A 22607-nucleotide genomic window follows, 5' to 3' on the forward strand; every position below is an offset into this window, starting at 1 on the left:
GGCCGGGCGTTTTTTTGTGCGTCCTGAAAGGATCAGGACTGACTGGATGGCGTCGGGGTTACCGGCGTCGCAGTCGGGGTGACAGCAGCAGGCGTCGGCGCGGACACCGAGTTGGCGCTCGAAGCGACCGGGGTCGCTGGCTTGGCCGTGGCAGCAGGCTTGGAGGCCGCTGGTTTTTTCGCGACGGCCGGTTTCTTCGCGGCAGCAGGTTTGGCTGCTGGTTTCGCGGCGGACTTGGCAGCCGGCTTGGCGGCAGCTGGCTTGGCCGCAGGTTTCGCCGCCGCCTTGGCCACCGGCTTGGCAGCCGCTTTAGCGGCTACAGGCTTGGCGGCAGTCTTGGTGGCGGGTTTGGCCGCTGCGGTTTTCGCTGCTGGCTTGGTCGCAGGTTTAGCGGCGGCTTTGGCAGGGGCCTTGGCCGCTGGTTTTGCAGCCGGCTTGGCCGCCGCTTTCACCAGGGGTTTGGCAGCGGTTTTCGCAGCGGGCTTGGCGGCTGCGGTTTTAGCGGCGGGCTTGGCCGCCGGTTTGGCCGCTGCGGTTTTCGCCGGAGCCACTTTGGCGCCGGTGAGTTTTTCGATTTGCCTGGTCAGCGTATCGACCTTGCTGTGCAGCGTTTTCAATTCAGCTTTGCTGGGCACGCCCAATCGCGAAATGGCACTGTTGAGGCGCTTGTCGAAAGTTTCTTCCAACTTGCCCCAAGTGTCAGAAATGCTCGACTTGGCGGAACCGGCAGTGGCCTTGGCCGCTTCAACTTTTTTACCGACTGTGCTTTTGGTCAACTTCTCGGCCTTCTCGCCGTCCTTGACCAAAGTCTCGAAGTATTTACCGCCGTCACTGCTCACCTTCGAATACACGCCTAAACCAGCCAGCCAGATCTTGCGGGAATATTTTTCAACTTCCCCGACCCACGAGCTGCCTTCTTTTTGAGTAGTCTTTTTAACAGCCATCCCGATGTCTCCTTAGTGTTTGCGCGCGACACGTTCGAGCAATGCCGTCAGCTCTTCGAGCTTAGCAGAGAGTGTCTCCACGTCATGTTTAGACGCAATGCCGATTCGATTCAAGGCACTTGCAACACGCGTGTCAAAAGCTTTTTCAACTTTATCCAACTGAACTTCTACCAGACCTTTGACGTTGGAGACATTACTCTTTACTTGGTCAATCTGACTGTTGGCGGCATCGAGTTGTTCAATGGCAACTTTTTTACCTTTACTTTCAACATGTTGACCGCTCTTGACCAGCTCTCTGAAGTACTCGCCGCCCTCGCTGCCGACCTTGGCATAAGCCCCCAGACCGGCCAGCCAGATCTTGCGGGCATAGCGTTTAACGTCACTCAAGGCAGTGGTTTGAGCGTCGATTTTTTTCTTCAAAATAACGTTGGCCATGGTGCACCTCACGCAGGATAGGGTGGAGGAACGGCCCGCAGGAGTTGAGGGCTTGGGCACAAAGTAGGGTTAAAAATTAGAATCGGCACCCTAACGACCTTCAGTTCAAGCCAATGCCTTGTCCAGTGCCTTCTCGATTTCGGACTTGATCGTGCCACTCATGGCCGACATCAACAGGCCCAGTTCCACATCGATGCGCAGCGAATCATCGGCCACTGTTACCGTGCCTTTAACCCCGGAGCGCTTGAGGTTCAAGGTATCGCCGGACCACGACGGTTCAAGGCCATATTGATCCTTGAGTTTTTGCGCCAACTTGTCGGCCTTCGCCCGAGCGCCTTCTTTACCCAGGGAATGTGCACGCTCAACGGAAATACGGGCCATTGCAATGGCTCCTCTTTAAAGGGACGTGGAAACCTTCGATGCGGCAAAAGGTCTCGATAAGCACCTATCTTACCTGCAGCCTTGCCAAGACAAAGCAGGCCCTGGGGATTATCATGTCCCGCATTCTCTTTTGGTGACAGCGATATGACTGATCAGCGCAAAGGCAGCGATGCCGAACCCACCACTCACTTCGGTTTCAAGAACGTCCCGGAAAGCCAAAAGGCGGAAAAAGTCGCTGAGGTGTTCCACTCCGTCGCGGCCAAGTACGACCTGATGAACGACGTACTCTCGGGCGGCATGCACCGCCTGTGGAAGCGCTTCACCATCGAGTTGTCGGGCGTACGCACCGGCAACCGCGTGCTCGACATCGCCGGTGGCACCGGTGACCTGGCGGCCAAGTTCTCCAAGCTCGTCGGCCCCACCGGCCAGGTGGTGCTGGCGGACATCAACGGCTCGATGCTCAAGGTCGGCCGCGACCGCCTGCTCGACAAAGGCGTGGCCGGCAATATCGAATTCGTGCAGGCCGACGCGGAAAAGCTGCCGTTCCCCGACAACCATTTCGACTGCGTGACCATCGCCTTCGGCCTGCGCAACGTCACCCACAAGGAAGACGCGATCCGCTCGATGCTGCGCGTGCTCAAGCCGGGTGGCCGCCTGTTGGTGCTGGAGTTCTCCAAGCCGACCAATGCGCTGATGTCCAAGGTCTACGACACCTACTCCTTCGCGTTCATGCCGCTGATGGGCAAGCTGATCACCAACGATGCCGAGAGCTACCGCTACCTGGCCGAATCGATCCGCATGCACCCCGATCAGGAAACCCTGAAGTCGATGATGGTAGAGGCCGGTTTCGACCGCGTGACCTACCACAACATGACCTCCGGCATCGTCGCCCTGCACCGCGGCATCAAGCCCTGATGCTGCTGCAAGGCCTGCTCGCCAGCGTCGAACACGGCCTCAACCGTGTGCTGCGCCTGGACAGTACCGCCCTGGCGCGGCTCGCGCACTTGAACGGCAAGATCATTGTTGTCGACTGCACCAGCCCCGCCTTGCAGCTGTTTATCCTGCCCAGCGATGAAGGCCTGCTGCTCGCCAGCCATTGGGCCGCCGACGCCGACTGCACCCTGCGCGCGCCGGCATCGAACCTGTTGCACCTGGCCTTGAGCCGCAACAAGAGCGCGATCCTGCACGGCCCGGAAGTGGAACTGGAAGGCGACAGCGCGGTGCTGATGGACCTGGCCGCCGTGCTGCAGGACCTGGAGCTGGATTGGGAATACGAGCTGTCACGCTGGATCGGCCCCGTCGCCACTCAGTTGATCAGCGGGCACCTGCGCAGCCGCTCGCGCTGGTACCAGCAAGGGTTCGCCAGCCTCAACCAGAACCTCGCCGAATACCTGAGCGAAGAATCGCGCACCCTGGTCGGGCAGCGGGAAGCGCAAGCGCGCTTTCGTGAACTCGACAAGGCCAAAATCGACCTGGAACGCCTTGAGGCGCGCTTCGAGCGCCTGAGCCGTTCCCTTGATCCAAGCGATAACGCATGAAGCTGCTCGCCGTCCGCCGTTTGTTTCGTATCCAGCGCGTCGTAATCCGCTACCGTCTCGATGACCTGCTGTTCGCCCTGCCCCTGCCGTGGTTCCTGCTCGCGGTACGCTACGTACTGCCGTGGCGCTGGTTCCCCCGCAAACAACTGGAGCTGAGCCGTGGCGCGCGCCTGCGCCTGGCGCTACAGGACCTGGGACCGATCTTCATCAAGTTCGGGCAGATTCTGTCCACCCGCCGCGACCTGCTGCCCGAAGACATCGCCGACGAACTGATGCTGTTGCAGGACCGCGTACCGCCGTTCGATTCCAAGCAGTCGATGGCGTTGATCGAAGCACAGTTGGGCAAGCCGATCAGCGAAGTGTTCAGTCGCTTCGACGTCGAGCCGCTGGCCTCGGCCTCGGTGGCGCAAGTGCACGCCGCGCAGCTCAAGAGCGGCGAAGAAGTGGTGGTGAAGGTGATCCGCCCCGGCCTCAAGCCGATCATCGGCCAGGACCTGGCGTGGCTGTTCATCCTCGCCCGCGCCGCCGAGCGCTTCAGCGCCGATGCACGCCTGCTGCACCCGGTGGACGTGGTCGCCGACTACGAAAAAACCATCTATGACGAACTCGACCTGCTGCGCGAAGCGGCCAACGCCAGCCAGCTCAAGCGCAACTTCGAAGGCTCGCCGCTGCTGTACGTGCCGCAGGTGTATTGGGACTGGTGCCGCCCCAAGGTACTGGTGATGGAGCGCATCTACGGCGTGCAGGTCACCGACCTCGCGACCCTGGCCGACCAGCGCACCGACATGAAGATGCTCGCCGAACGTGGCGTGGAGATCTTCTTCACCCAGGTGTTCCGCGACAGTTTCTTCCACGCCGACATGCACCCCGGCAACATCTTCGTCAGCACCGTCAACCCGTGGAGTCCGCAGTATATTGCGATCGACTGCGGCATCGTCGGCAGCCTCACCCCCGAAGACCAGGATTACCTGGCGCGCAACCTGTTCGCTTTTTTCAAGCGTGACTACCGCCGTGTCGCGCAGCTGCACATCGACTCGGGCTGGGTGCCGGCGGAAACCAAGCTCAACGAATTCGAAGCGGCGATACGCACCGTGTGCGAGCCGATCTTTGAAAAGCCGTTAAAAGATATTTCATTTGGCCAGGTTCTGATGCGCCTGTTCCAGACCGCGCGACGCTTCAATATGGAAGTGCAACCGCAGCTGGTGCTTTTGCAGAAAACCCTGCTCAACATCGAAGGCCTGGGCCGCCAGCTGTACCCGGACCTCGACCTGTGGAACACCGCGCAGCCGTTCCTGGAACGCTGGATGCGCGAGCGCATGAGCCCCAAGACCGTGCTGGGCAACCTGCACAGCCAGATGGAACAACTGCCGCACCTGGCCAACATGACCCGCGACCTGCTCGAGCGCATGTCCCAGCCGCACGCCAAGGACCCGGAACCACCGTGGCGCAGGCGCAAGGACGATTGGTTCCTGCGCCTGCTCGGCGCCGCGCACCTGGTGGGCGGGGTCATGCTGGCGATTGGCGGCCCGTTGAATCAGCTGGGCCACTGGCCGGCTGGCATCATGGTCGCCGTGGGTATTTATCTGATCGTGCGTCGATAGCCAATCCGGTTATACACTGTCGCAAATTGCCGGAGCCGAACATGAAAGACTGGCTGGACGAAATCAAATGGGACAGTGACGGCCTGGTGCCGGCCATTGCCCAGGACCACAAGACCGGGCGCGTGCTGATGATGGCCTGGATGAACCGCGAGGCCCTGAGCCTAACTGCCGCTGAGCAGCGCGCCATTTACTGGTCACGTTCGCGTGGCAAACTGTGGCGCAAGGGCGAAGAGTCCGGGCATGTGCAGACCCTGCATGAGATACGCCTGGACTGCGACGCCGACGTGGTGATCCTGATGGTCGAACAGATCGGCGGCATCGCTTGCCACACCGGTCGTCACAGCTGCTTCTATCGCGTGTTCGAGAACGGCGAATGGAAGATCGTGGAGCCGGTGCTCAAAGACCCGCACGCCATTTATTCGGCAGGACACTGACCATGAGCGATACCCTGAACCGTGTGGCCCAGGTGCTGGAAGACCGCAAAGGCGCGGACGCCGACAGCTCCTATGTCGCCAGCCTCTACCACAAGGGCCTGAACAAGATTCTGGAAAAGCTTGGCGAAGAATCCATCGAGACCATCATCGCCGCCAAGGACGCGCAAATCAGCGGCGACTGCAGCGATGTGATCTACGAAACCGCCGACCTGTGGTTCCACAGCCTGGTCATGCTCGCCCAACTGGGGCAGCATCCCCAGACTGTACTGGATGAACTGGACCGTCGCTTCGGCTTGTCCGGGCACGCTGAAAAGGCCTCGCGCCCGTCCGCCTGAATAACTTTTATCGAGGATTTGCAGCATGGGCATTTTTGACTGGAAACACTGGATCGTCATTCTGGTGGTGGTGGTACTGGTGTTCGGCACCAAGAAACTCAAGAACCTGGGCACCGACGTGGGCGAGTCGATCAAGGGCTTTCGCAAAGCCATGAACGATGACGAAAAACCCGCCGACCCTGCGGCCAATCCTGTACCGCCGGCCCAGCCTGTGCACCCTCAGGCCACTCAGCCGATCACCGAGCGTCGTACCTTCGACGTGCAGGCTGAGAAAGTCGAAGAGCCGACCCGCAAAGACTCGTGAGCACTGACTAATGTTTGGTATCAGCTTCTCTGAACTGCTGCTCGTCGGCCTCGTGGCCCTGCTGGTACTGGGGCCGGAACGCCTGCCCGGTGCCGCGCGCACCGCCGGCCTGTGGATCGGGCGCCTGAAACGCAGTTTCAATGCGATCAAACAGGAAGTTGAACGTGAAATTGGCGCCGACGAGATCCGCCGGCAATTGCACAACGAACATATCCTGTCGTTGGAGCAGGAGGCGCGCAAGATTCTCTCGCCGGTGCAGGAGCCGGCCAAGCCGGTGGCGCCGGTGCCCGAGCAGAGCATCGCACCGGCCATCGACGCCACGCCAGCCACGCCGCCCCCAACCGAGCCTGCGCCGACGTCCGTTGCGTCGCCCGCGCCCCATGACCCTACATTGCCGCCGCGAGCCCCATGAGCGCTGATAAACCGGAAAACGACCAGCACATGCCACTGGTCTCGCACCTCACCGAGCTGCGTACCCGCCTGCTGCGTTGCGTAGCGGCCATCTTCATCATCTTTGCCGGGCTGTTCGCCTTTACCCAGCAGATCTACACCTTCGTCTCCACGCCGCTGCGCCAGTATTTGCCGGCCGGCGCGACGATGATCGCCACCGACGTGTCGTCACCGTTCCTGACGCCGTTGAAGCTGACCATGATGGTCTCGCTGTTCCTGGCAATCCCGGTGATCCTGCATCAGATCTGGGGCTTTATCGCACCTGGCCTGTACAAGCACGAGAAGCGCATTGCGGTGCCGTTGCTGGTGTCGAGCATCCTGCTGTTCTACACCGGCATGGCGTTCGCCTACTTCCTGGTGTTCCCGTTGATCTTCAAGTTCTTCGCCGCCGCCACCCCGGCCGGCGTCGAGATGATGACCGACATCACCAGCTACCTCGACTTCGTGATGACGCTGTTCTTCGCCTTTGGCGTAGCCTTCGAAATCCCGGTGGCCGTGGTGTTGCTGGTGTGGATCGGCGTGGTCAACGTGCAGTACCTGAAGAAGATCCGCCCGTACGTGATCATCGGCTGCTTCGTTGTAGGCATGATCCTCACCCCGCCGGACATCTTCTCCCAGACCCTGCTGGCCGTGCCGATGTGGATGCTGTTCGAGATCGGCATCCTGTTCAGCAGCCTGATCAGCAAGCGCGGCGAACACCCGGATGACCAACCCGCCGACGACGACCAGCCGCCAGCGACCCAGCCGTGAACCTGCTGCTGCTTGAGGAGGCCGACTTTATCGCGGCCGACCGTGTGGTGCTGCGTGATCGGCGCCTGGTGCATATGCAGGAAGTCCACCGCGCCAGCGTGGGCGACAGCCTGCGCGTCGGCCGCATTGGCGGTTTGATGGGCAATGCACACTTGCTGCGCCTGGAAGCCCGTGAAGCCGAGCTGCAAGTGAGCTTCGACCAACCGCCGCCGGCCAAACTGCCGCTGACCCTGCTGCTGGCCCTGCCGCGCCCGAAAATGCTGCGCAGGGTGCTGCAAACCGTGGCGGCCATGGGCGTGCCGAAGGTGGTGCTGGTCAACAGCTACCGGGTCGAAAAAAGCTTCTGGCAAACCCCGTTCCTGGAGCCCGAGGCGGTTCGCGAGCAACTGATCCTCGGCCTGGAACAGGCACGGGACACGGTGCTGCCCGAGATCATCATCGAGAAGCGCTTCAAACCGTTCGTCGAAGACCGCCTGCCGGCGATGACCCAAGGCACCCTGGGCCTGATCGGTCACCCCGGCGATTACCCGCCCTGCCCTCGCGGCCTGGATGAACCGGTCACGCTGGCGATCGGCCCCGAAGGCGGCTGGATTCCCTACGAAGTCGACCTGCTGACCAAGGCCGGCCTGCAACCGGTGCAGCTCGGCGCACGCATCCTGCGGGTTGAAACCGCCGTCACCGCCCTGCTCGCCCGACTCTTCTAAACGCCGCGGTCTCCTGTGGGAGGGGCGGTGCGACGATTCGACTTGCTCCCTCCCACACTTGACTTGTGTGGCTATAGAATCCTGCGCTCATGCCGATAACCCCTGCAATAAGTCCAAGCCGTGCTCCAGGGGAGTTGTAACATGTACCGTGCGTTAGCCGAAAAGCTGGGTAATGTCAGCGTCAAGACCAAGCTGGGCGTAGGCTTTGGCCTGGTACTGCTGTTGACGTTGATGACGACGTTCACCGGCTGGACCGGGCTCTCCGGCGTGATCAGCCGTGGCGACAAGCTGGGCTATATCGCCAGCCTCAACGTCCTGACCAAGGACCTGCGCATCGCGCGCCTGGACTTCGAGATGCGTCGCGGCGAACAGGGCCCGACGGCGGTCAATGGCTTCCTAGGCCAGCTGGAAAGCGGCCTGAAAAACGCGCGCACGCTGATCGAGCAACCCGCCGACATCGCCTTGATCGATGACCAACTCGCCGCTGTCGACCAATACAAGCGTGCATTCGACGCCATGGTCCAGGCCGGGGCCAACCGCGAAAACGCCCGCAGCAAACTGGGCGACACCGCCGACAATGCGGTACTCAAGGTCGGCGAAGTGGAAAAAACCCTGTTGCAGGGCGACAGCGTCAGCCAGTTCAACAGCATCGTCAGCCTGAGCAAACTGATCCAGCAGGCGCGCTTCCAGGTGCGCGGCTACACCTACAGCGGCAAGGTCGAGGCTGAACAGCCCGCACTGGACGCCATCGACAACGCCTTGAAGAAAATCGCCGAACTGACCGGCCAACTGCCTGAGCAGTTTTCGTCCAACCTGCAACAGGCCGGCGTTTCTCTGCAAGCCTACCGCGCAGCCGTCAGCCAGTATCGCGACTCCCAGGTGGCAAGCACCGCCGCCCTGAAAATCATGAGCGCCCAGGGCGACATCCTGGTGGACCGCAGCGAAAAGCTCACCAAGTCACAAACGGTAGTGCGCGATACCGACGCCGCGCACGCAAGACAACTGTTGCTGATCGCCACCATCCTGGCGCTGATCTTCGGCCTGGTGGCCGCCTGGGCAATTACCCGCCAGATCATCATCCCGCTGAACCAGACCCTGCAAGTGGCCGAGCGCGTCGCCTCGGGCGACCTGAGCCACAACCTGACGTCCTTGCGCCAGGACGAACTGGGCCAACTGCAACGGGCCATGCAAAGCATGACCCTGGGCCTGCGCGAGCTGATCGGGGGCATCAGTGAAGGCGTCACCCAGATCGCCAGCGCCGCCGAGCAATTGTCGGCCGTGACCGAGCAGACCAGCGCCGGGGTCAACAGCCAGAAGGTCGAGACCGACCAGGTGGCCACCGCCATGAACGAGATGGCCGCCACCGTACAGGAAGTGGCGCGCAACGCCGAGGAAGCATCCGAGGCAGCCGTGGCCGCCGACCAACAGGCCCGCGAAGGCGACAAAGTGGTCGGCGAAGCCATCGCCCAGATCGAACGCCTGGCCACCGAAGTGGGAAATTCCACCGCGGCCATGGGCGACCTCAAGCGCGAAAGCGACAAGATCGGCAGCGTGCTCGACGTGATCAAATCCGTGGCCCAGCAAACCAACCTGCTGGCGCTCAACGCGGCCATTGAAGCAGCCCGTGCCGGTGAAGCCGGGCGTGGTTTCGCGGTGGTGGCCGATGAAGTGCGCAGCCTGGCGCAGCGCACCCAGAAGTCCACCGAGGAGATCGCGGAACTGATCGTCGGTCTGCAGAACGGCACCCAGCAGGTGGCGACCATCATGGACAACAGTCGCGGCCTCACCGACAGCAGCGTCGAGCTGACCCGTCGCGCCGGCAGCGCCCTGGAGAACATCACCCGCACGGTCTCGACCATCCAGGCAATGAACTCGCAGATTGCCACCGCCGCCGAACAGCAAAGCGCCGTAGCCGAAGAGATCAACCGCAGCGTGTTGAATGTGCGCGACGTGTCGGAACAGACCTCCGCCGCCAGCGAAGAAACCGCCGCCTCCAGTGCCGAGCTGGCGCGCCTGGGCAACTACTTGCAGACCCTGGTCGGACGCTTCCGGATCTGACCCGCGCTTCACGGCGGCCAGACGTGGCCGTCGTACGGCAGCAACTTGTGAAATTTCCTACGCAGTTATCAGCCCGCCGTCACTCCGAATCGATTTAGCGTTGGTTTAAGCGCTGTTCGGATTCGGAGGTTCATCATGTTTTCTCAACTGACCCGTCTACTGGTCAATGCCAGCATCCGCGTCAAGCTCGCCCTGGGGTTTGGCCAAGTGTTGATCCTCAGCCTCGTCATCGCCATGACCGGCTGGCAAGCCCTCAACGCCGTGCTTTCGCGCTCAACCAACCTGACGACGCTGGGCCAACTGACCGCCGACGCCGAGGCCATGCGCGCTGATCGCATCGTGTATCGCACCCTGACGGACCCTGGCAGTCGCGGCAAAATCACCCTGCAGATCGAAAAAATCGAACAGCACCTGGCCGATCTTTCAACCCGAATGAACGCACCTGCCGACCGGCGACGCCTGGAAGAGGCCACACAGCTGGCGGCAGGTTTTCGAGAGGCGCTCGCCCAGTTGCCGGCCTTGATCGAAAACCGTGAGACCGCCCGACGCCTCCTTGAACAACTCGCCCTGCAGGCCAGCGACACCCTGGCGCAACTGGCCAGCGACTTGCCCGACCAGAACGACCAGCCTGCCCTTGATGCCATCGAAAACCTGCGCCGGGCGATAGCACAGGTCGACGATCGCACCCAGAACCCCGCCTGGGCCGCCGACACACTCCAGGCCTATGCCGAAGGGGTGAGCACCGCGCTCGATGCACTGGCCGTTGCCCAGTCGCCGGTGATGCGCCTGCCGGTGAATGCGGACCGGTTCGACAGTGACCTGGTTAATTATCGCGAGCAGTCGATCACACTCAAGGAGGCGCAACTCAATACGGAAGCCGTGCAGAATCGGTTCGAACAGCAACTCGATCAGCTCCTGGAGCACAGCGACCTGTTAAGCCAGGCGCAAATCACCCAGCGTGACCGCGAAGCCAGCCAGACCCGCACCCTGCTGGTCAGCGTGACCTTGGGGGCGCTGGTGCTCGGCGCCCTGGCCGCCGGGTGGATCACGCGGCAAATCACCGTGCCACTGCGCCAGGCCCTGGCAGCCGCCAACCGCATCGCCCAGGGCGACCTGAGCCACGACATCCAGACCCGGCGCCGTGACGAACTGGGCTTGTTGCAGCACAGCATTGGCGACATGACCCGCCATCTGCGCACGCTGATCAGCGGCATCGGTGAAAGCGCCCGGCAGATCGCCAGCGCCGCCACCCAGTTGTCGGCCGTGACCGAACAGACCCGCACGGGGGCCAGGCACCAGCAGGAAGAAACCGATCAGGTCGCCACCGCGATGAATGAAATGCTCGCCACCGCCCAGACGGTGGCGCGTCACGCCGAACAGTCTTGCATCGCGGCGGCAGAGGCCGGTGAGCAAGCCAATTGCGGGGATCAGGTGGTGACACAAGCCGTTGAGCACATCGGCCACCTGGCTCATGAAATGGCACGCTCCAGCCAGGCAATGCTGGCGTTGCAGCGCGAAAGCGAAAAAATCGGCGGCGTGCTGGAAGTGATCAAGTCGGTGTCCCAGCAAACCAACCTGCTGGCGCTCAACGCCGCCATCGAAGCCGCGCGCGCGGGCAGCGCCGGCGAAGGGTTTGCGGTGGTGGCCGACGAAGTGCGCAGCCTGGCCCAGCGCACGCAGGAATCGGCAGAGGAGATTGAAGGGTTGATCAGCGACCTCAACAAGGGTACGCAGCAGGTAGCTGATATCCTGGACGGCAGTTGCGCGCTCACCGACGTCAGCGTGGACCTGACCCGCGATGCGGGTGATGCCTTGGCGGCGATTGCGCGCACCGTCTCGATCATCCAGGACATGAACCCGCAAATCGCCGCTGCCGCCGAAGAACAAAGCGCGGTCGCCGAAGAGATCAATCGCAGTGTGTTGAAGGTGCGCGATGTCTGCGAACAAACCGCCGCCGCCAGTGAGGAAACGGCGGCCGCGAGTGTTCATCTGGAGCGCTTGAGCCTGGATCTACAGACGCTGGTCGGCAAGTTCAGGTTTTGAGGCTTACACCCCATAAACCATTCAGCGGTTTTTACAGGACCTGACGCAGAAACGCCTGGGCGCGCGGGTCCTTCGGCGCCTCGAAGAACTCGGCCGGGGCCGCGTCTTCCAGCAGTTTGCCATGGTCGAAGAACAGCACCCGGTCGGCCACTTCGCGGGCAAAACCCATTTCGTGGGTAACGCAGACCATGGTCATGCCTTCCAGGGCCAGGGTCTTCATCACGTCCAGCACTTCGCCGACCATTTCCGGGTCCAGCGCCGAGGTGGGTTCGTCGAACAGCATCACCTTGGGCTCCATCGCCAGTGCCCGGGCAATCGCGACCCGCTGCTGCTGGCCGCCGGACAGCCGCGAAGGAAACTCGTTGGCCTTCTGCGCAATGCCGACCTTCTCCAGCAGCGCCAGGGCCTTGGCTTCGCGCTCCTGCTTGCCGCGCTTGCGCACGACCTTTTGCGCCAGGCACAGGTTTTCCAGCACGGTCATGTGCGGGAACAGGTTGAAATGCTGGAACACCATGCCGACTTCGCGGCGATAGGCGTTCACATCGGTCTTCGGATCAGCCAGTTGCAGACCGTCGATGCTCACCGAGCCCGAGTCGAATGCTTCCAGGCCATTGAGGCAGCGCAGGAAAGTGGACTTGCCCGAGCCGGATGGGCCGATCACCACCAGCACCTCGCCCTTGGCCACCTGGGTGGTCACGTGGTCCACCGCGCGCACCACCTGGCCACGGGTGTCGAAGACTTTTACCAGATCGCGGACTTCAATCACTTTGCGCGAGCCTCCGCTCAAGCCGGCTGGCCATCTTCGACAGCGGCAGGTTGATCAACAGGTACAGGCCTGCGACGCAGAACAGGATTTCAAACGGCGAGAACGAGGTGGTGATCACTTCGCGACCGCTCTTGAGCAGTTCGGTAATCGCGATCACCGACACCAGCGAGGTGTCCTTCACCAGGCTGATAAATTGCCCGGCCAACGGCGGCAGTACGCGCTTGAACGCTTGTGGCAGCACCACATGGCGCATCGACTGGCCGGCACTCAGGCCCAGGGAGCGTGCGGCTTCGTTCTGGCCACGGGTGATCGACTGCACGCCGGCGCGGACGATTTCCGCCACATAAGCCCCCGTGAACAGCGACAACGCGGCGATCCCGGCAAATTCCCGGGACAGGTTGAGCACCGTACCGATAAAGAAATAGAAAATGAAGATCTGCACCAGCAACGGTGTGCCGCGCACCAGTTCGACGTAGATCGTCGACAGATCGCGCAGGGTCGGGTTGCTGGACAGCCGGCACAGCCCCGTGGCCAGGCCGATCGCCAGGCCGAGGATGCCCGACACCCCCGACAGCCATAGCGTGGTCCACAAGCCCCACATCAGCGGGCCCAACGCCCAATGACGATTGACACCGATGACATCGCCTTCGGCCACATCATCGCCACGCGCGACTTGCAGGCTGTTGTCGGCGACCGTCACCTTTTGCTCGGTGCCTGCGTCATTGCGCAGGGTCACTTCGGCCACGTCGCCTTTGCGGGCCAGCTCGATGACGGTGGAGATATCGGCCGCCCGCTGGGCTTCTTCGGCCTGGTAGGCGAAATATTGCGGCACGCGGTTCCAGCGCCATTCATAGGACATCAGCGACGTGGCGTAGTACAAGGCGCCCGCCAGGCCAACCAGCACGACCACGGTCAGCAGGTGCCAGGGCCATTGGGCTTTTTTCTGTTTCATTACTCAACATCCAAAAAAGTCGAAGGCAAGCACCTTTGTGTAGTGAGCGGGCTTGCCCCTAAATCCAGGCACCGCAGTGTTTTAGAAAGACCGAGGCGTATGGTTTTGGGGCGGCTACGCCACCCAGCGCGGGGCAAGCCCGCTCACTACAAGTCAGCCTTATTCCATGTCCTTGAGCCACTCGGAGCTCTTGAACCACTTGTCATGGATGCGATCGTAGGTGCCGTCGTTCTTGATCTGGTGCAGGAAATTGTTGATGAAGTTGATGCTGTCGTAATCACCTTTCTTCAGGCCGAACGCCAATGGCTCAAAGGTGAAGGGCTCGTCGAGGAACACCAGCTTGCCGTTGCCGACTTTCTTCTCGGCCACTACGTTGTACGGTGCGTCATACACAAAGGCGTCGGCCTTGCCGTTGACCACGTCCAGCACACCTTCCTGCTCGTTGTCATAGCCGTGGTACTTGGCTTTGGCGATCAGTTTCTTGGCGACCATCTCACCGGTGGTGCCGAGCTTGGAGGTCAGGCGGTATTTCTCGTCGTTCAGGTCTTTGTAGGACTTGATGGTGCCTTCCAATTCCTTACGGATCAGCAGGGTCTGGCCGACCACGATGAAGGGTTCGCTGAAGTTCAGGCGCAGGTTGCGTTCCTGGGTCAGGGTCATGCCGCTGCCGATCATGTCGAACTTGCCGGTGAGGAAGGCCGGGATGATGCCGTCGTAACCGGTGGACACCAGTTCCAGCTTGACGCCCATGGACTTGGCCATGGCCTTGAGGATGTCGACTTCAAAACCGATGATGTCGCCGCGTTTGTCGGTCATTTCGAACGGCATGTAGGTCGGGTCCATGCCGACTTTCAACGTGCCGCGCTTGACCGCATCATCGATGGCGCCGGCCTGGGCCGCAGTGGCCGCAACCAGCGCGGTGACGCCGAGCAGCAGCATCGAAAGATACTTTTTCATCATCAAGTCCCCTGAACCATTCTTATAAGATCGGCGCGCAAAAGGGCTGCACCATTTCGGGGTGCGATCCTAACCCACTCGCTGCCTGTCACAAAGGTTTCAGGGGGAATTGTTGTCGGGGTATGTCAGAAAAACCCTACAGCGTTGCGCACAAGCACAGGGATAGACGCGTGCGCGGAACGCAGTTGCAAAGGATTGATGTGTAAGCAGTTATGACTTTCAGTCGATTTCCGCCAGCCAGGCGGTGTCCCGGAACCACTTGTCGTGCAGCCGATCATAGGTGCCGTCCTGGGCGATCTGGCTGAGGAAATGGTTGATCCAGTTGAGGCTGTCGAAATCGCCTTTTTTCACGCCAAACGCCAGGGGTTCGAAGGTGAACGGCTGCTCCAGCGCCAGCAGCTCGCTGTTCTCCGGCCGGCTCAGGGCGATCAGGTTGTAGGGCGCGTCGTAAATAAACGCATCAGCCTGGCCCCGCACCACTTGGCGCACGCCTTCTTCCGGTGTGGCAAAGCTCAACAGACGCGCCGCGCCGAGCAGCCGCTGCGCCACCGCCTCGCCGGTCGTGCCTTCGGTGACGGCGATGCGGTAGCCGGCATCGTCGAGGTCTTCCACGCTGGAAACCTTGCCAAGCAGGCTGGGGTGCAGCAGCACGGTCTGGCCCACCACGATAAAGGAGTCGCTGAAGTTCAGCTTCAGGTTGCGCTCCTGGGTGACGGTCATGCCGCTGCCGATCAGGTCGAATTTTTTCGCCATCAACCCCGGCAGCAGCTCCGTGTAGGGCACTGAAACCAGTTCAAGCTTTACGCCCAGCGCCTGGCTCATGCTCGCCAGCAAGTCGATCTCAAAGCCGACGATGCGCCCTTGTTTATCCGTCATTTCGAAAGGTACGTAGGTGGGTGTGGTGCCGACTCTCAGCACGCCGCGCCGCGCCGCATCATCAATTGCGCCCGCGTGCGCCAGGTTGTGTTGAATTAATGCGGCAACGCAGATCAGCGCTGCCAGACAATACCTCTTGATCATGAAACTCCCCTGTGACCGAGACAAATTCGGGGGGCGATCCTAACCCAGTCGCGGGCACGCCAATACGCCTCGAAAGGGGGTATTTTGTTTCGAAATAACCAGGGATTGGAACAACAGGGAAGAGGCGAAAAACGCTGTAGGACCAGCGTTTGAAACACCCCCGAGGTGAGCCCTCGGGGGTGTCTGAATCAGGCCGGTTGGGCCTGGGACGACAGTGGTTGCAGCGGCAGCAACGGCGCGTGCGGGTCGGACTTGATCGAGTCACGCCAGGCGGCCAGCCACTCGGCATGCCCTTCGCTCCAGACCTGCTCGTGCAGGCGGCCCAGGGCCACCGGATCACTGAGCAAGGCGACGCGTTCGGCGTTGTTGAGGCCGGTCGGGCCAACCTTCAACGCATGACGCACGCGTTCTGTACGCAGGTACTCGATCGGCTCCGCTTCACGGTGACGCGAAGTCGCCAGGGCACAAGCCAGGGCGTTCTGCTGCGGGTCGACCACCGAACGCACGAACCCGTCGTGCAGGGCGTGCCAGCGGTTTTCGTGGGTGTACTTCTCGGTCGACTGCAGCGCTTGCGGCGGGTTGTATTCCTCGGGGATGAGAAACAGGCTCTCGTCGCGGGACTTGAGGCCCAGGTTCACGCGGCTGGAGATCACCGAGACCGGGATCGACAGCATCAGCGAACCGACGATCGGCACCAACCACCACAGAAAGCTGGGATTCAACCACACCACCAGCAGGGCCCACAGGAAGCCCAGCAAGGTCTGGGTACCATGACGCTTGAACGCTTCGCCCCAGGTGGTCGAGTCGTCGTCACGCTTGGGTGAGTTCCAGGTCGCGGCCCAGCCGAGGAACGCGGCGAGCACGAAACGGGTGTGGAAGATCATCCGCACCGGCGCCAGTAGCATGGAGAACAGCATCTCCAGCAGCATCGACATCGTCACCTTGAACTTGCCGCCGAACTCTTTCGCGCCCTTGGCCCAGATCAGGATGATGCTCAGTAGTTTAGGCAGGAACAGCAACACGATGGTGGTGGAGAACAGCGCCACCGCCTTGTCCGGGTGCCATTGCGGCCACAGCGGGTACAGCTGGCGCGGAGCCATGAAGTACTGCGGCTCCATCAGCGTGTTCACCGCCAGCAACGCGGTGGACAGCACCAGGAACAGGAACCACAACGGCGCCGACAGGTAGGACATCACACCGGTCAGGAACACCGCACGGTGCACCGGGTGCATACCCTTGACCAGAAACAGGCGGAAGTTCATCAGGTTACCGTGGCACCAGCGACGGTCACGCTTGAGTTCGTCCAGCAGGTTCGGCGGCAGTTCTTCGTAGCTGCCCGGCAGGTCATAGGCAATCCACACGCCCCAGCCGGCACGGCGCATCAGCGCTGCTTCAACGAAGTCGTGGGACAGGATGGAACCGGCGAACGCGCCTTTGCCCGGCAACGGCGCCAGGGCGCAGTGCTCGATAAACGGCTTCATGCGGATGATTGCGTTGTGGCCCCAATAGTGGGACTCACCCAGCTGCCAGAAGTGCAGGCCGGCGGTGAACAGCGGGCCGTACACACGCGTGGCGAACTGCTGCATGCGCGCATACAGGGTGTCCATGCCCGACGCGCGCGGCGCGGTCTGGATAATCCCGGCATCCGGCGTGGCTTCCATCAAGCGCACCAGGCTGGTCAGACATTCGCCGCTCATCACGGAGTCCGCGTCGAGCACGACCATGTACTTGTAGTCACCGCCCCAACGACGACAGAAGTCATCAAGGTTGCCGCTCTTGCGTTTGACGCGACGGCGACGGCGGCGATAGAAGATCTTGCCGAAACCACCGGCTTCGCGGCACACATCGAGCCAGGCTTGCTGCTCGGCCACGCAAATGTCGGCGTCGTTACTGTCGCTGAGTACGAAGAAGTCGAAACGGTCAAGGTCACCGGTGGCGGCCACCGACTCGAACGTCGCGCGCAGGCCTGCGAACACACGCGGCACGTCTTCATTGCAGATCGGCATCACCAGCGCGGTGCGGGCGTTTTGCGGAATCGGCTCGTCGCCGGCACTTTTACCGGAGATGCGGTATTTGTCGTGACCGGTCAGCAGTTCCAGAAAGCCCATCAGCGCCGTCCAGAAACCCGCCGACACCCAGCAGAACAAGATCCCGAACATGATCAGGATGCTGGTCTGCAGCGCGTAAGGCAGTACCTGGGTGGCGGTTTGCAGCAGGGTCTGGTTGCGGATCTCGTCGAAGTCGACCAGCGACCAGCCCTGGTACGGCATGATGCCTTTCATGTACCAGCCGGCCACGATGGTCTGGCCGAGCATCAGCACCAGCAGGATGTAACGACGGATCGAACCCACGGTACGCCAGCGCGCGGCCGGCAATACACGTTCATCCTTGGGCGGTGTCGGCGGGTTGCTGCGCCCGGTGATACGGCGCCAGCCGCGCACCAGGATATTGGTGCGCCACGGCTCCGGTACCACGCGGGTACGCCGGATCGGCGGCGTGGCCTTGAGGCACACGCGGCCGCTGGCGTCGAGCGCGAGCATTTCGGCGTCTTGCAGCTCTTCGGCCGTGTTGAGGGTCAACCGACGGCCAACCGACGCCTGGGCGGCGTCGATGGGCGCGTCGAAGGTCTTGGACGACAACCGCTCGTGCAACTCGGTGAAGGATGCGCAGCCTGCCAGTTCGGCACGCTGCTCAGCGGTCATCGGTAGGTGCGCCAGGTACTCGGACAGAGTCTCTGGCCGGGCTTGAGAATTACTCATCGGCAGGCAACTGATAGCTCCAGGTTTCGGTCAGGACTTGCTCGGTCTTGATCGGCTCCGGTGTGGCTGGGGCAGCTTCTGGCTGCTTGGCTTCCTTGTCTTTCGCGTCTTTCTTGGCCTGTTTCTCGTGCTGCTTGGCCAGGACCTTGTCGGCCTTGAGCACCTGGGTGGACACATGCTCAGGCTCGGCCTGAGGAATGTCCTGCACCAGCGCCGCACGCATCTCGGTCGGCTTGCTCGCGTCCTTGATCTTCATGCGCAGGGTCAGGCGCCAGCCTTTGGTGTGCTCGTTGTAACGCACGCTGTTCTCGACCAGCTCAGCATTGTCACCCACGCTCACCTGGCTGCGCACCGGGGCGTCCGGCAGCAGTTTTTTCAGGGACGGACCTTCGAAGTCCACCAGGTACGCAACGCTGCCATCGGGCTGACGGATCAGGTTGGATTGCTTCACGTCACCGGTGGAACGCAGGGTCTGCTTGACCCAGGCGCTGTCCGGCGAGTGGAACGCGGCGTCGTCCAGGGTCCAGTGCAGGCGGTAGGCCACGTCCAGGGGCTGGCCGACTTCCGGCAGTTTTTCCGGGCTCCAGAAGGCAACGATGTTGTCGTTGGTTTCATCGGCGGTCGGGATCTCGACCAGGTCGACGGAACCCTTGCCCCAGTCGCCTTCAGGCTCGATCCAGGCGCTTGGGCGCTTGTCGTAGTTGTCGTCCAGGTCTTCGTAGTGGCTGAAGTTGCGACCGCGTTGCAGCAGGCCGAAACCACGCGGGTTTTCTACGCTGAAGTTGCTGACCGACAGGTGTTTTGGGTTGTTCAGGGGGCGCCAGATCCACTCGCCATTGCCGGCATGGATCGACAGGCCGCTGGAGTCATGCAGTTCGCGACGGTAGTTGAGGACCTTGGAAGGCTGGTTCGCACCGAACAGGAACATGCTGGTCAACGGGGCAACGCCCAGCTTGCTGACCTTGTCACGCAGGAACATCTGGGATTTCACGTCGACCACCGTGTCGGTGCCCGGACGCAGGATCAGGCGATAGGCGCCGGTCGCACGTGGGGAATCGAGCAGGGCGAAGATCACCAGGTGCTTGTCACCCGGCTTCGGACGCTCGATCCAGAACTCGGTGAAACGCGGGAATTCTTCGCCGGACGGCAGCGCGGTATCGATCGCCATGCCACGGGCCGACAGGCCATACACCTGGTCCTTGCCGACGACGCGGAAATAGCTGGCGCCGAGCATGGTCATGATTTCGTCTTGCTTGTCACCCTTGTTGATCGGGAACAGCACACGGAAACCGGCATAACCGAGCTGTTCGGTGGCCTTGGGATCGAACTTGACGTCGCCGAAATCGAAGCGCGACGGGTCGTATTTGATTTCCTGAACGCTGTCAGCCGTCACTTCGTTGATTTTCACCGGTGTATCGAAGTGCATACCCTGGTGATAGAAGGACAGCTTGAATGGGGTGTTCTGGTCGGCCCACTCGGCTTTTTCGTTGCGGAAACGAATCTTCTGGTAGTCCGCGAATTTCATTTCACGGAATTCGTTCGGCAGATTGCTGCGCGGAGCTTCGTACTTCTGCCCGGCCAGCTCTTTTGCCTTGGCCGACACATCGTCCAGACTGAATGCCCACAGTTGACCCGCGCCGAACAGGCAAAACAGGGCAGAGCCCGTCACCAGTGCGTTTCGTAACCGTTTGGCAGACAATTTTGGTGCATTACAGGGACTAACAATCACGAGCAACCCTCGCCGAAAACAGATCAAAAAACCAACGGCCAGCTATCTATATGCCAGGTTGGCGAGCATTGTTCCGACTCCCCTGGGTCAAAATGATTCCCCAATAGATATCGGACAAGTCTCTACCTAAATCAAAAATGGACCAAACAACGCTGATCCCCGTAGCGCGCGATTATCTAGTAGCCCGCGAGACAACGCATCAGGGGCAACGAAGTATTTGTAGCGAAAACCTGCGTTTTTAGGCATTAAAAGTCGTTTTTAATACATTCACGTCTGCAACAGAAAGGTCACAGGGCCATCATTGACCAAATGCACCTGCATATCGGCGCCAAAACGCCCCGAAGCCACCTTGCCATGTAATTGTTGCGCTTGTAACAACAGGTGGTCAAAAAGCGCCGCTCCCAGGACCGGCGGGGCCGCTGTCGAGAAGCTCGGCCGCAGCCCGCTCCGGGTATCCGCCGCCAGGGTGAACTGCGACACCAGCAGCAAACCGCCGCCAATGTCCTTGAGCGACAGGTTCATCTTGCCCTCGTCGTCACTGAAAACCCGATAGTTGAGCAATTTGTGCAGCAACTTATCGGCGCTTTGCGGCGTATCTGAAGGCTCGACCGCTACCAGCACCAGCAAACCCTGGTCAATCGAGCCGACAATTTCACCCGCCACCTCGACCCGGGCGCCACGCACCCGTTGCAACAGGCCCTTCATGCTTCTTCAGGCGGCAAATCAAGCAGGCGCCGTGCCATCTCGCCGGTCGCGCGCACCAATGCATCGGTGATGCCGGGCTCGGACGCCGCATGGCCCGCTTCGCGGATGACCTGCAGCTCGCTGTTCGGCCAGGCTTGGTGCAGCTCCCAGGCATTATCCAGCGTGCAGATCATATCGTAGCGGCCATGGATGATTACGCCAGGCAGGTGAGCGATCTTGTGCATGTCGCGGATCAGCTGGTTGGGTTCCAGGAAGGAGTTGTTGGTGAAGTAATGGCACTCGATCCGTGCAATGGACAGGGCGCGTTGCGGCTCGGAAAACCGCTCCACGTGCTGCGGGCTCGGACACAGGCCCAGCATGCGACCTTCCCAGCCGGACCAGGCCTTGGCGGCGTGCATCTGGGCGATCTGGTCGTTGCCGGTGAGGCGCTTGTGGTAGGCCGCGATCATGTCGTGGCGCTCGTCCGCGGGAATCGGCGCGAGGTAGTCCTGCCAGTAATCCGGGAACAGGCGGCTGGCGCCGGCCTGGTAGAACCATTCGATATCCTGCGGGCGCGCCAGGAAAATGCCGCGAACGATCAACCCCAGCACACGCTCGGGGTGGGTTTGCGCGTAGGCCAGGGCCAGGGTGGAGCCCCAGGAACCACCGAACAGCACCCATTTGTCGATGCCCAGGTGCTCGCGAATGCGCTCCATATCGGCGACGAGGTCCCAGGTGGTGTTGTTTTCCAGGCTGGCCCGGGGTGTGGAGCGCCCGCAACCGCGCTGGTCAAAGGTGACGATGCGGTACAGGTTTGGATCAAAATAGCAGCGACTCTGAGCATCGCAACCCGCGCCGGGGCCACCGTGGATGAAGACGACGGGCAAGCCTTCGGGGGAGCCACTTTCATCGACGTACAGCGTATGGGTGTCATCGACAGCCAGATCGTGCCGGGCGTAGGGTTTGATCTGCGGGTACCAAGTCTGCATTGCGCGCTCCGTAGGGGGTCGGGTTCATCCCTGGGGGGACGTCTTTTATTCTGCCGTCTGGCACTATAAACCCGAATGGTGCAATGAGCATGCCCTTGAGCGCTTGGACTTGTGTCAACGCGTCCCCCGGCCGTACCCGCAGAGACGCTCTATCGCGAACGACGTACATGCCCAAACGGTATAAACGACTGTCACATATGACAGTAGATGTCCGGCGTCATCCTCCTCCTAATGAATATTGGCCAGGGACACCCGCGACAAGGACGATCTTATGAACACTTCATCCGCTCAACGCTACGTTGAAACGTTTACCGCAACGCTGAATTTCGCCAATAAAGTGGAGCCCTTCAAGGCAAACCGCGTAGAGATACAAGAAAGCACTGACATTGCAGGTATCCGTTGCTGGACGATCAAAGCGTTCGAAGACAGGCTCAACAGCGCAACCGCCACCTGGACAATCAATACCTTGCGCATTCATTTGGCCAAGGGTCATACAACCGGCCGCTCCGAACTGGCCCCCGCACTGCGCCCTCCTGACCTGCGTGCCGACAGCGCGGGCTACTATAAGCTGGACAGCCCGGCAAACAATGACGATGAGATCGACACAACCCTTCAATTCCCGAGCCTGGACGGCAGCATTATCTACACGTGGACGCCCGGTAATAAAAACCTCAGTGCGGTGTTCATCTTCCGCGCCGCACACCCTGACAAGACCTCCTTCAGGGTCTGCGGAAACTTCAGCATCAACAACAATGGATCGCACTCGATTTAAAA

At 61.3% G+C, this 22607-nt stretch carries 23 protein-coding genes and 1 pseudogene; 13 read left to right on the forward strand and 11 right to left on the reverse strand.

The features are described from left to right. Nucleotides 1–32: 32 nt before the first annotated feature. The 3 genes from V6M90_RS01340 to V6M90_RS01350 all read right to left on the reverse strand — a co-directional run bounded on the left by V6M90_RS01340 (nucleotide 33) and on the right by V6M90_RS01350 (nucleotide 1760). Nucleotides 33–944, reverse strand: a complete 912-nt coding sequence (locus V6M90_RS01340; RefSeq protein WP_141063084.1) for a phasin family protein — start codon at nucleotides 942–944, stop codon at nucleotides 33–35. 12 nt (nucleotides 945–956) lie between these two features. Then, nucleotides 957–1379 carry a phasin family protein gene (locus V6M90_RS01345; RefSeq protein ID WP_003171189.1) on the reverse strand — a complete coding sequence of 141 codons (423 nt, stop codon included), beginning with the start codon at nucleotides 1377–1379 and terminating at the stop codon, nucleotides 957–959. 105 nt (nucleotides 1380–1484) lie between these two features. Further along, nucleotides 1485–1760, reverse strand: coding sequence for a polyhydroxyalkanoic acid system family protein (locus V6M90_RS01350; protein WP_003171187.1), 276 nt, complete (start codon nucleotides 1758–1760; stop codon nucleotides 1485–1487). Nucleotides 1761–1904: 144 nt separating this feature from the next. On the opposite strand from V6M90_RS01350, the gene ubiE reads away from it, so the two are divergent. From ubiE to V6M90_RS01405, 12 genes and pseudogenes are all read left to right on the forward strand, one after another. After that, entirely contained in the window at nucleotides 1905–2675 is a 771-nt protein-coding gene (gene ubiE / locus V6M90_RS01355; protein ID WP_003171186.1) for a bifunctional demethylmenaquinone methyltransferase/2-methoxy-6-polyprenyl-1,4-benzoquinol methylase UbiE, read from the forward strand. After that, nucleotides 2675–3298: a ubiquinone biosynthesis accessory factor UbiJ gene (locus tag V6M90_RS01360; RefSeq protein WP_003171185.1), complete on the forward strand. Its 624-nt coding sequence runs from the start codon at nucleotides 2675–2677 to the stop codon at nucleotides 3296–3298. Before ubiE ends, V6M90_RS01360 begins: the two co-directional genes overlap by 1 nt. Continuing rightward, nucleotides 3295–4899 (forward strand): ubiquinone biosynthesis regulatory protein kinase UbiB, encoded by a 1605-nt coding sequence (gene ubiB, locus V6M90_RS01365; protein ID WP_141063087.1) that lies wholly within the window; start codon nucleotides 3295–3297, stop codon nucleotides 4897–4899. Before V6M90_RS01360 ends, ubiB begins: the two co-directional genes overlap by 4 nt. A 41-nt stretch (nucleotides 4900–4940) precedes the next feature. Then, on the forward strand, nucleotides 4941–5333 hold the full coding sequence (gene hisI, locus V6M90_RS01370; RefSeq protein ID WP_003171182.1) for a phosphoribosyl-AMP cyclohydrolase: 393 nt from the start codon (nucleotides 4941–4943) through the stop codon (nucleotides 5331–5333). A gap of 2 nt (nucleotides 5334–5335) precedes the next feature. After that, nucleotides 5336–5668: a phosphoribosyl-ATP diphosphatase gene (locus tag V6M90_RS01375; protein WP_332845973.1), complete on the forward strand. Its 333-nt coding sequence runs from the start codon at nucleotides 5336–5338 to the stop codon at nucleotides 5666–5668. A 25-nt stretch (nucleotides 5669–5693) separates the two neighbouring features. After that, nucleotides 5694–5972: a twin-arginine translocase TatA/TatE family subunit gene (locus tag V6M90_RS01380; protein ID WP_003171180.1), complete on the forward strand. Its 279-nt coding sequence runs from the start codon at nucleotides 5694–5696 to the stop codon at nucleotides 5970–5972. A 10-nt stretch (nucleotides 5973–5982) separates the two neighbouring features. Further along, nucleotides 5983–6384 (forward strand): Sec-independent protein translocase protein TatB, encoded by a 402-nt coding sequence (gene tatB, locus V6M90_RS01385; protein ID WP_003171179.1) that lies wholly within the window; start codon nucleotides 5983–5985, stop codon nucleotides 6382–6384. Continuing rightward, nucleotides 6381–7172, forward strand: a complete 792-nt coding sequence (tatC, locus tag V6M90_RS01390; protein WP_141063088.1) for a twin-arginine translocase subunit TatC — start codon at nucleotides 6381–6383, stop codon at nucleotides 7170–7172. Before tatB ends, tatC begins: the two co-directional genes overlap by 4 nt. Then, nucleotides 7169–7876, forward strand: a complete 708-nt coding sequence (locus V6M90_RS01395) for a 16S rRNA (uracil(1498)-N(3))-methyltransferase (RefSeq protein ID WP_003171177.1) — start codon at nucleotides 7169–7171, stop codon at nucleotides 7874–7876. Before tatC ends, V6M90_RS01395 begins: the two co-directional genes overlap by 4 nt. Before the next feature lie 231 nt (nucleotides 7877–8107). After that, nucleotides 8108–9028: pseudogene (locus V6M90_RS30035) on the forward strand (methyl-accepting chemotaxis protein); the annotation flags it as partial. A gap of 201 nt (nucleotides 9029–9229) precedes the next feature. Further along, nucleotides 9230–9934, forward strand: a complete 705-nt coding sequence (locus V6M90_RS30040; RefSeq protein ID WP_408637267.1) for a methyl-accepting chemotaxis protein — start codon at nucleotides 9230–9232, stop codon at nucleotides 9932–9934. Nucleotides 9935–10069: 135 nt separating this feature from the next. Then, on the forward strand, nucleotides 10070–11977 hold the full coding sequence (locus tag V6M90_RS01405) for a HAMP domain-containing methyl-accepting chemotaxis protein (RefSeq protein ID WP_003171175.1): 1908 nt from the start codon (nucleotides 10070–10072) through the stop codon (nucleotides 11975–11977). A 31-nt stretch (nucleotides 11978–12008) separates the two neighbouring features. On the opposite strand, the gene V6M90_RS01410 is transcribed toward V6M90_RS01405, so the two are convergent. The 8 genes from V6M90_RS01410 to pip form a co-directional block, all read right to left on the reverse strand. Beyond that, entirely contained in the window at nucleotides 12009–12743 is a 735-nt protein-coding gene (locus V6M90_RS01410) for an amino acid ABC transporter ATP-binding protein (RefSeq protein ID WP_003171174.1), read from the reverse strand. Continuing rightward, nucleotides 12736–13695: an amino acid ABC transporter permease gene (locus V6M90_RS01415; RefSeq protein ID WP_332845975.1), complete on the reverse strand. Its 960-nt coding sequence runs from the start codon at nucleotides 13693–13695 to the stop codon at nucleotides 12736–12738. Before V6M90_RS01415 ends, V6M90_RS01410 begins: the two co-directional genes overlap by 8 nt. A 159-nt stretch (nucleotides 13696–13854) precedes the next feature. Next, a complete protein-coding gene (locus V6M90_RS01420; RefSeq protein ID WP_003171172.1) occupies nucleotides 13855–14652 on the reverse strand; it encodes a transporter substrate-binding domain-containing protein in 798 nt (265 codons plus the stop codon). Nucleotides 14653–14871: 219 nt separating this feature from the next. Continuing rightward, nucleotides 14872–15672 (reverse strand): transporter substrate-binding domain-containing protein, encoded by an 801-nt coding sequence (locus tag V6M90_RS01425; RefSeq protein WP_003171171.1) that lies wholly within the window; start codon nucleotides 15670–15672, stop codon nucleotides 14872–14874. Between the two features lie 188 nt (nucleotides 15673–15860). Continuing rightward, nucleotides 15861–18431, reverse strand: coding sequence for a glucans biosynthesis glucosyltransferase MdoH (gene mdoH / locus V6M90_RS01430; RefSeq protein WP_078822957.1), 2571 nt, complete (start codon nucleotides 18429–18431; stop codon nucleotides 15861–15863). Beyond that, complete coding sequence (locus tag V6M90_RS01435) at nucleotides 18424–20103, reverse strand: glucan biosynthesis protein G (protein ID WP_176156595.1); 1680 nt, start codon at nucleotides 20101–20103, stop codon at nucleotides 18424–18426. The genes mdoH and V6M90_RS01435 overlap by 8 nt, the downstream gene beginning before the upstream one ends. A 324-nt stretch (nucleotides 20104–20427) precedes the next feature. After that, nucleotides 20428–20865: a D-aminoacyl-tRNA deacylase gene (gene dtd / locus V6M90_RS01440; protein ID WP_003171166.1), complete on the reverse strand. Its 438-nt coding sequence runs from the start codon at nucleotides 20863–20865 to the stop codon at nucleotides 20428–20430. After that, complete coding sequence (gene pip / locus V6M90_RS01445) at nucleotides 20862–21833, reverse strand: prolyl aminopeptidase (protein WP_003171165.1); 972 nt, start codon at nucleotides 21831–21833, stop codon at nucleotides 20862–20864. The genes dtd and pip overlap by 4 nt, the downstream gene beginning before the upstream one ends. 271 nt (nucleotides 21834–22104) lie before the next feature. Here pip and V6M90_RS01450 point away from each other — a divergent pair, with 271 nt between their 5' ends. Continuing rightward, nucleotides 22105–22605 (forward strand): hypothetical protein, encoded by a 501-nt coding sequence (locus V6M90_RS01450; RefSeq protein WP_003171164.1) that lies wholly within the window; start codon nucleotides 22105–22107, stop codon nucleotides 22603–22605. Nucleotides 22606–22607: the final 2 nt, after the last annotated feature.

The sequence above is a fragment of the Pseudomonas lactucae genome (assembly GCF_036688725.1).
Taxonomy (GTDB): domain Bacteria; phylum Pseudomonadota; class Gammaproteobacteria; order Pseudomonadales; family Pseudomonadaceae; genus Aquipseudomonas; species Aquipseudomonas lactucae.

Excerpts from the sequence above, each read along its gene's own strand:
- mdoH (WP_078822957.1), bottom strand. The coding sequence starts at position 18,431 with ATGAGTAATTCTCAAGCCCGGCCAGAGACTCTGTCCGAGTACCTGGCG.
- V6M90_RS01380 (WP_003171180.1), top strand. The coding sequence starts at position 5,694 with ATGGGCATTTTTGACTGGAAACACTGGATCGTCATTCTGGTGGTGGTG.
- V6M90_RS01345 (WP_003171189.1), bottom strand. The coding sequence starts at position 1,379 with ATGGCCAACGTTATTTTGAAGAAAAAAATCGACGCTCAAACCACTGCC.
- V6M90_RS01405 (WP_003171175.1), top strand. The coding sequence starts at position 10,070 with ATGTTTTCTCAACTGACCCGTCTACTGGTCAATGCCAGCATCCGCGTC.
- V6M90_RS01360 (WP_003171185.1), top strand. The coding sequence starts at position 2,675 with ATGCTGCTGCAAGGCCTGCTCGCCAGCGTCGAACACGGCCTCAACCGT.
- dtd (WP_003171166.1), bottom strand. The coding sequence starts at position 20,865 with ATGAAGGGCCTGTTGCAACGGGTGCGTGGCGCCCGGGTCGAGGTGGCG.
- V6M90_RS01425 (WP_003171171.1), bottom strand. The coding sequence starts at position 15,672 with ATGATCAAGAGGTATTGTCTGGCAGCGCTGATCTGCGTTGCCGCATTA.
- V6M90_RS01415 (WP_332845975.1), bottom strand. The coding sequence starts at position 13,695 with ATGAAACAGAAAAAAGCCCAATGGCCCTGGCACCTGCTGACCGTGGTC.
- hisI (WP_003171182.1), top strand. The coding sequence starts at position 4,941 with ATGAAAGACTGGCTGGACGAAATCAAATGGGACAGTGACGGCCTGGTG.
- V6M90_RS01375 (WP_332845973.1), top strand. The coding sequence starts at position 5,336 with ATGAGCGATACCCTGAACCGTGTGGCCCAGGTGCTGGAAGACCGCAAA.
- tatB (WP_003171179.1), top strand. The coding sequence starts at position 5,983 with ATGTTTGGTATCAGCTTCTCTGAACTGCTGCTCGTCGGCCTCGTGGCC.
- V6M90_RS01450 (WP_003171164.1), top strand. The coding sequence starts at position 22,105 with ATGAACACTTCATCCGCTCAACGCTACGTTGAAACGTTTACCGCAACG.
- V6M90_RS01340 (WP_141063084.1), bottom strand. The coding sequence starts at position 944 with ATGGCTGTTAAAAAGACTACTCAAAAAGAAGGCAGCTCGTGGGTCGGG.
- tatC (WP_141063088.1), top strand. The coding sequence starts at position 6,381 with ATGAGCGCTGATAAACCGGAAAACGACCAGCACATGCCACTGGTCTCG.
- ubiE (WP_003171186.1), top strand. The coding sequence starts at position 1,905 with ATGACTGATCAGCGCAAAGGCAGCGATGCCGAACCCACCACTCACTTC.
- V6M90_RS01350 (WP_003171187.1), bottom strand. The coding sequence starts at position 1,760 with ATGGCCCGTATTTCCGTTGAGCGTGCACATTCCCTGGGTAAAGAAGGC.
- pip (WP_003171165.1), bottom strand. The coding sequence starts at position 21,833 with ATGCAGACTTGGTACCCGCAGATCAAACCCTACGCCCGGCACGATCTG.
- V6M90_RS30040 (WP_408637267.1), top strand. The coding sequence starts at position 9,230 with ATGGCCGCCACCGTACAGGAAGTGGCGCGCAACGCCGAGGAAGCATCC.
- V6M90_RS01420 (WP_003171172.1), bottom strand. The coding sequence starts at position 14,652 with ATGAAAAAGTATCTTTCGATGCTGCTGCTCGGCGTCACCGCGCTGGTT.
- ubiB (WP_141063087.1), top strand. The coding sequence starts at position 3,295 with ATGAAGCTGCTCGCCGTCCGCCGTTTGTTTCGTATCCAGCGCGTCGTA.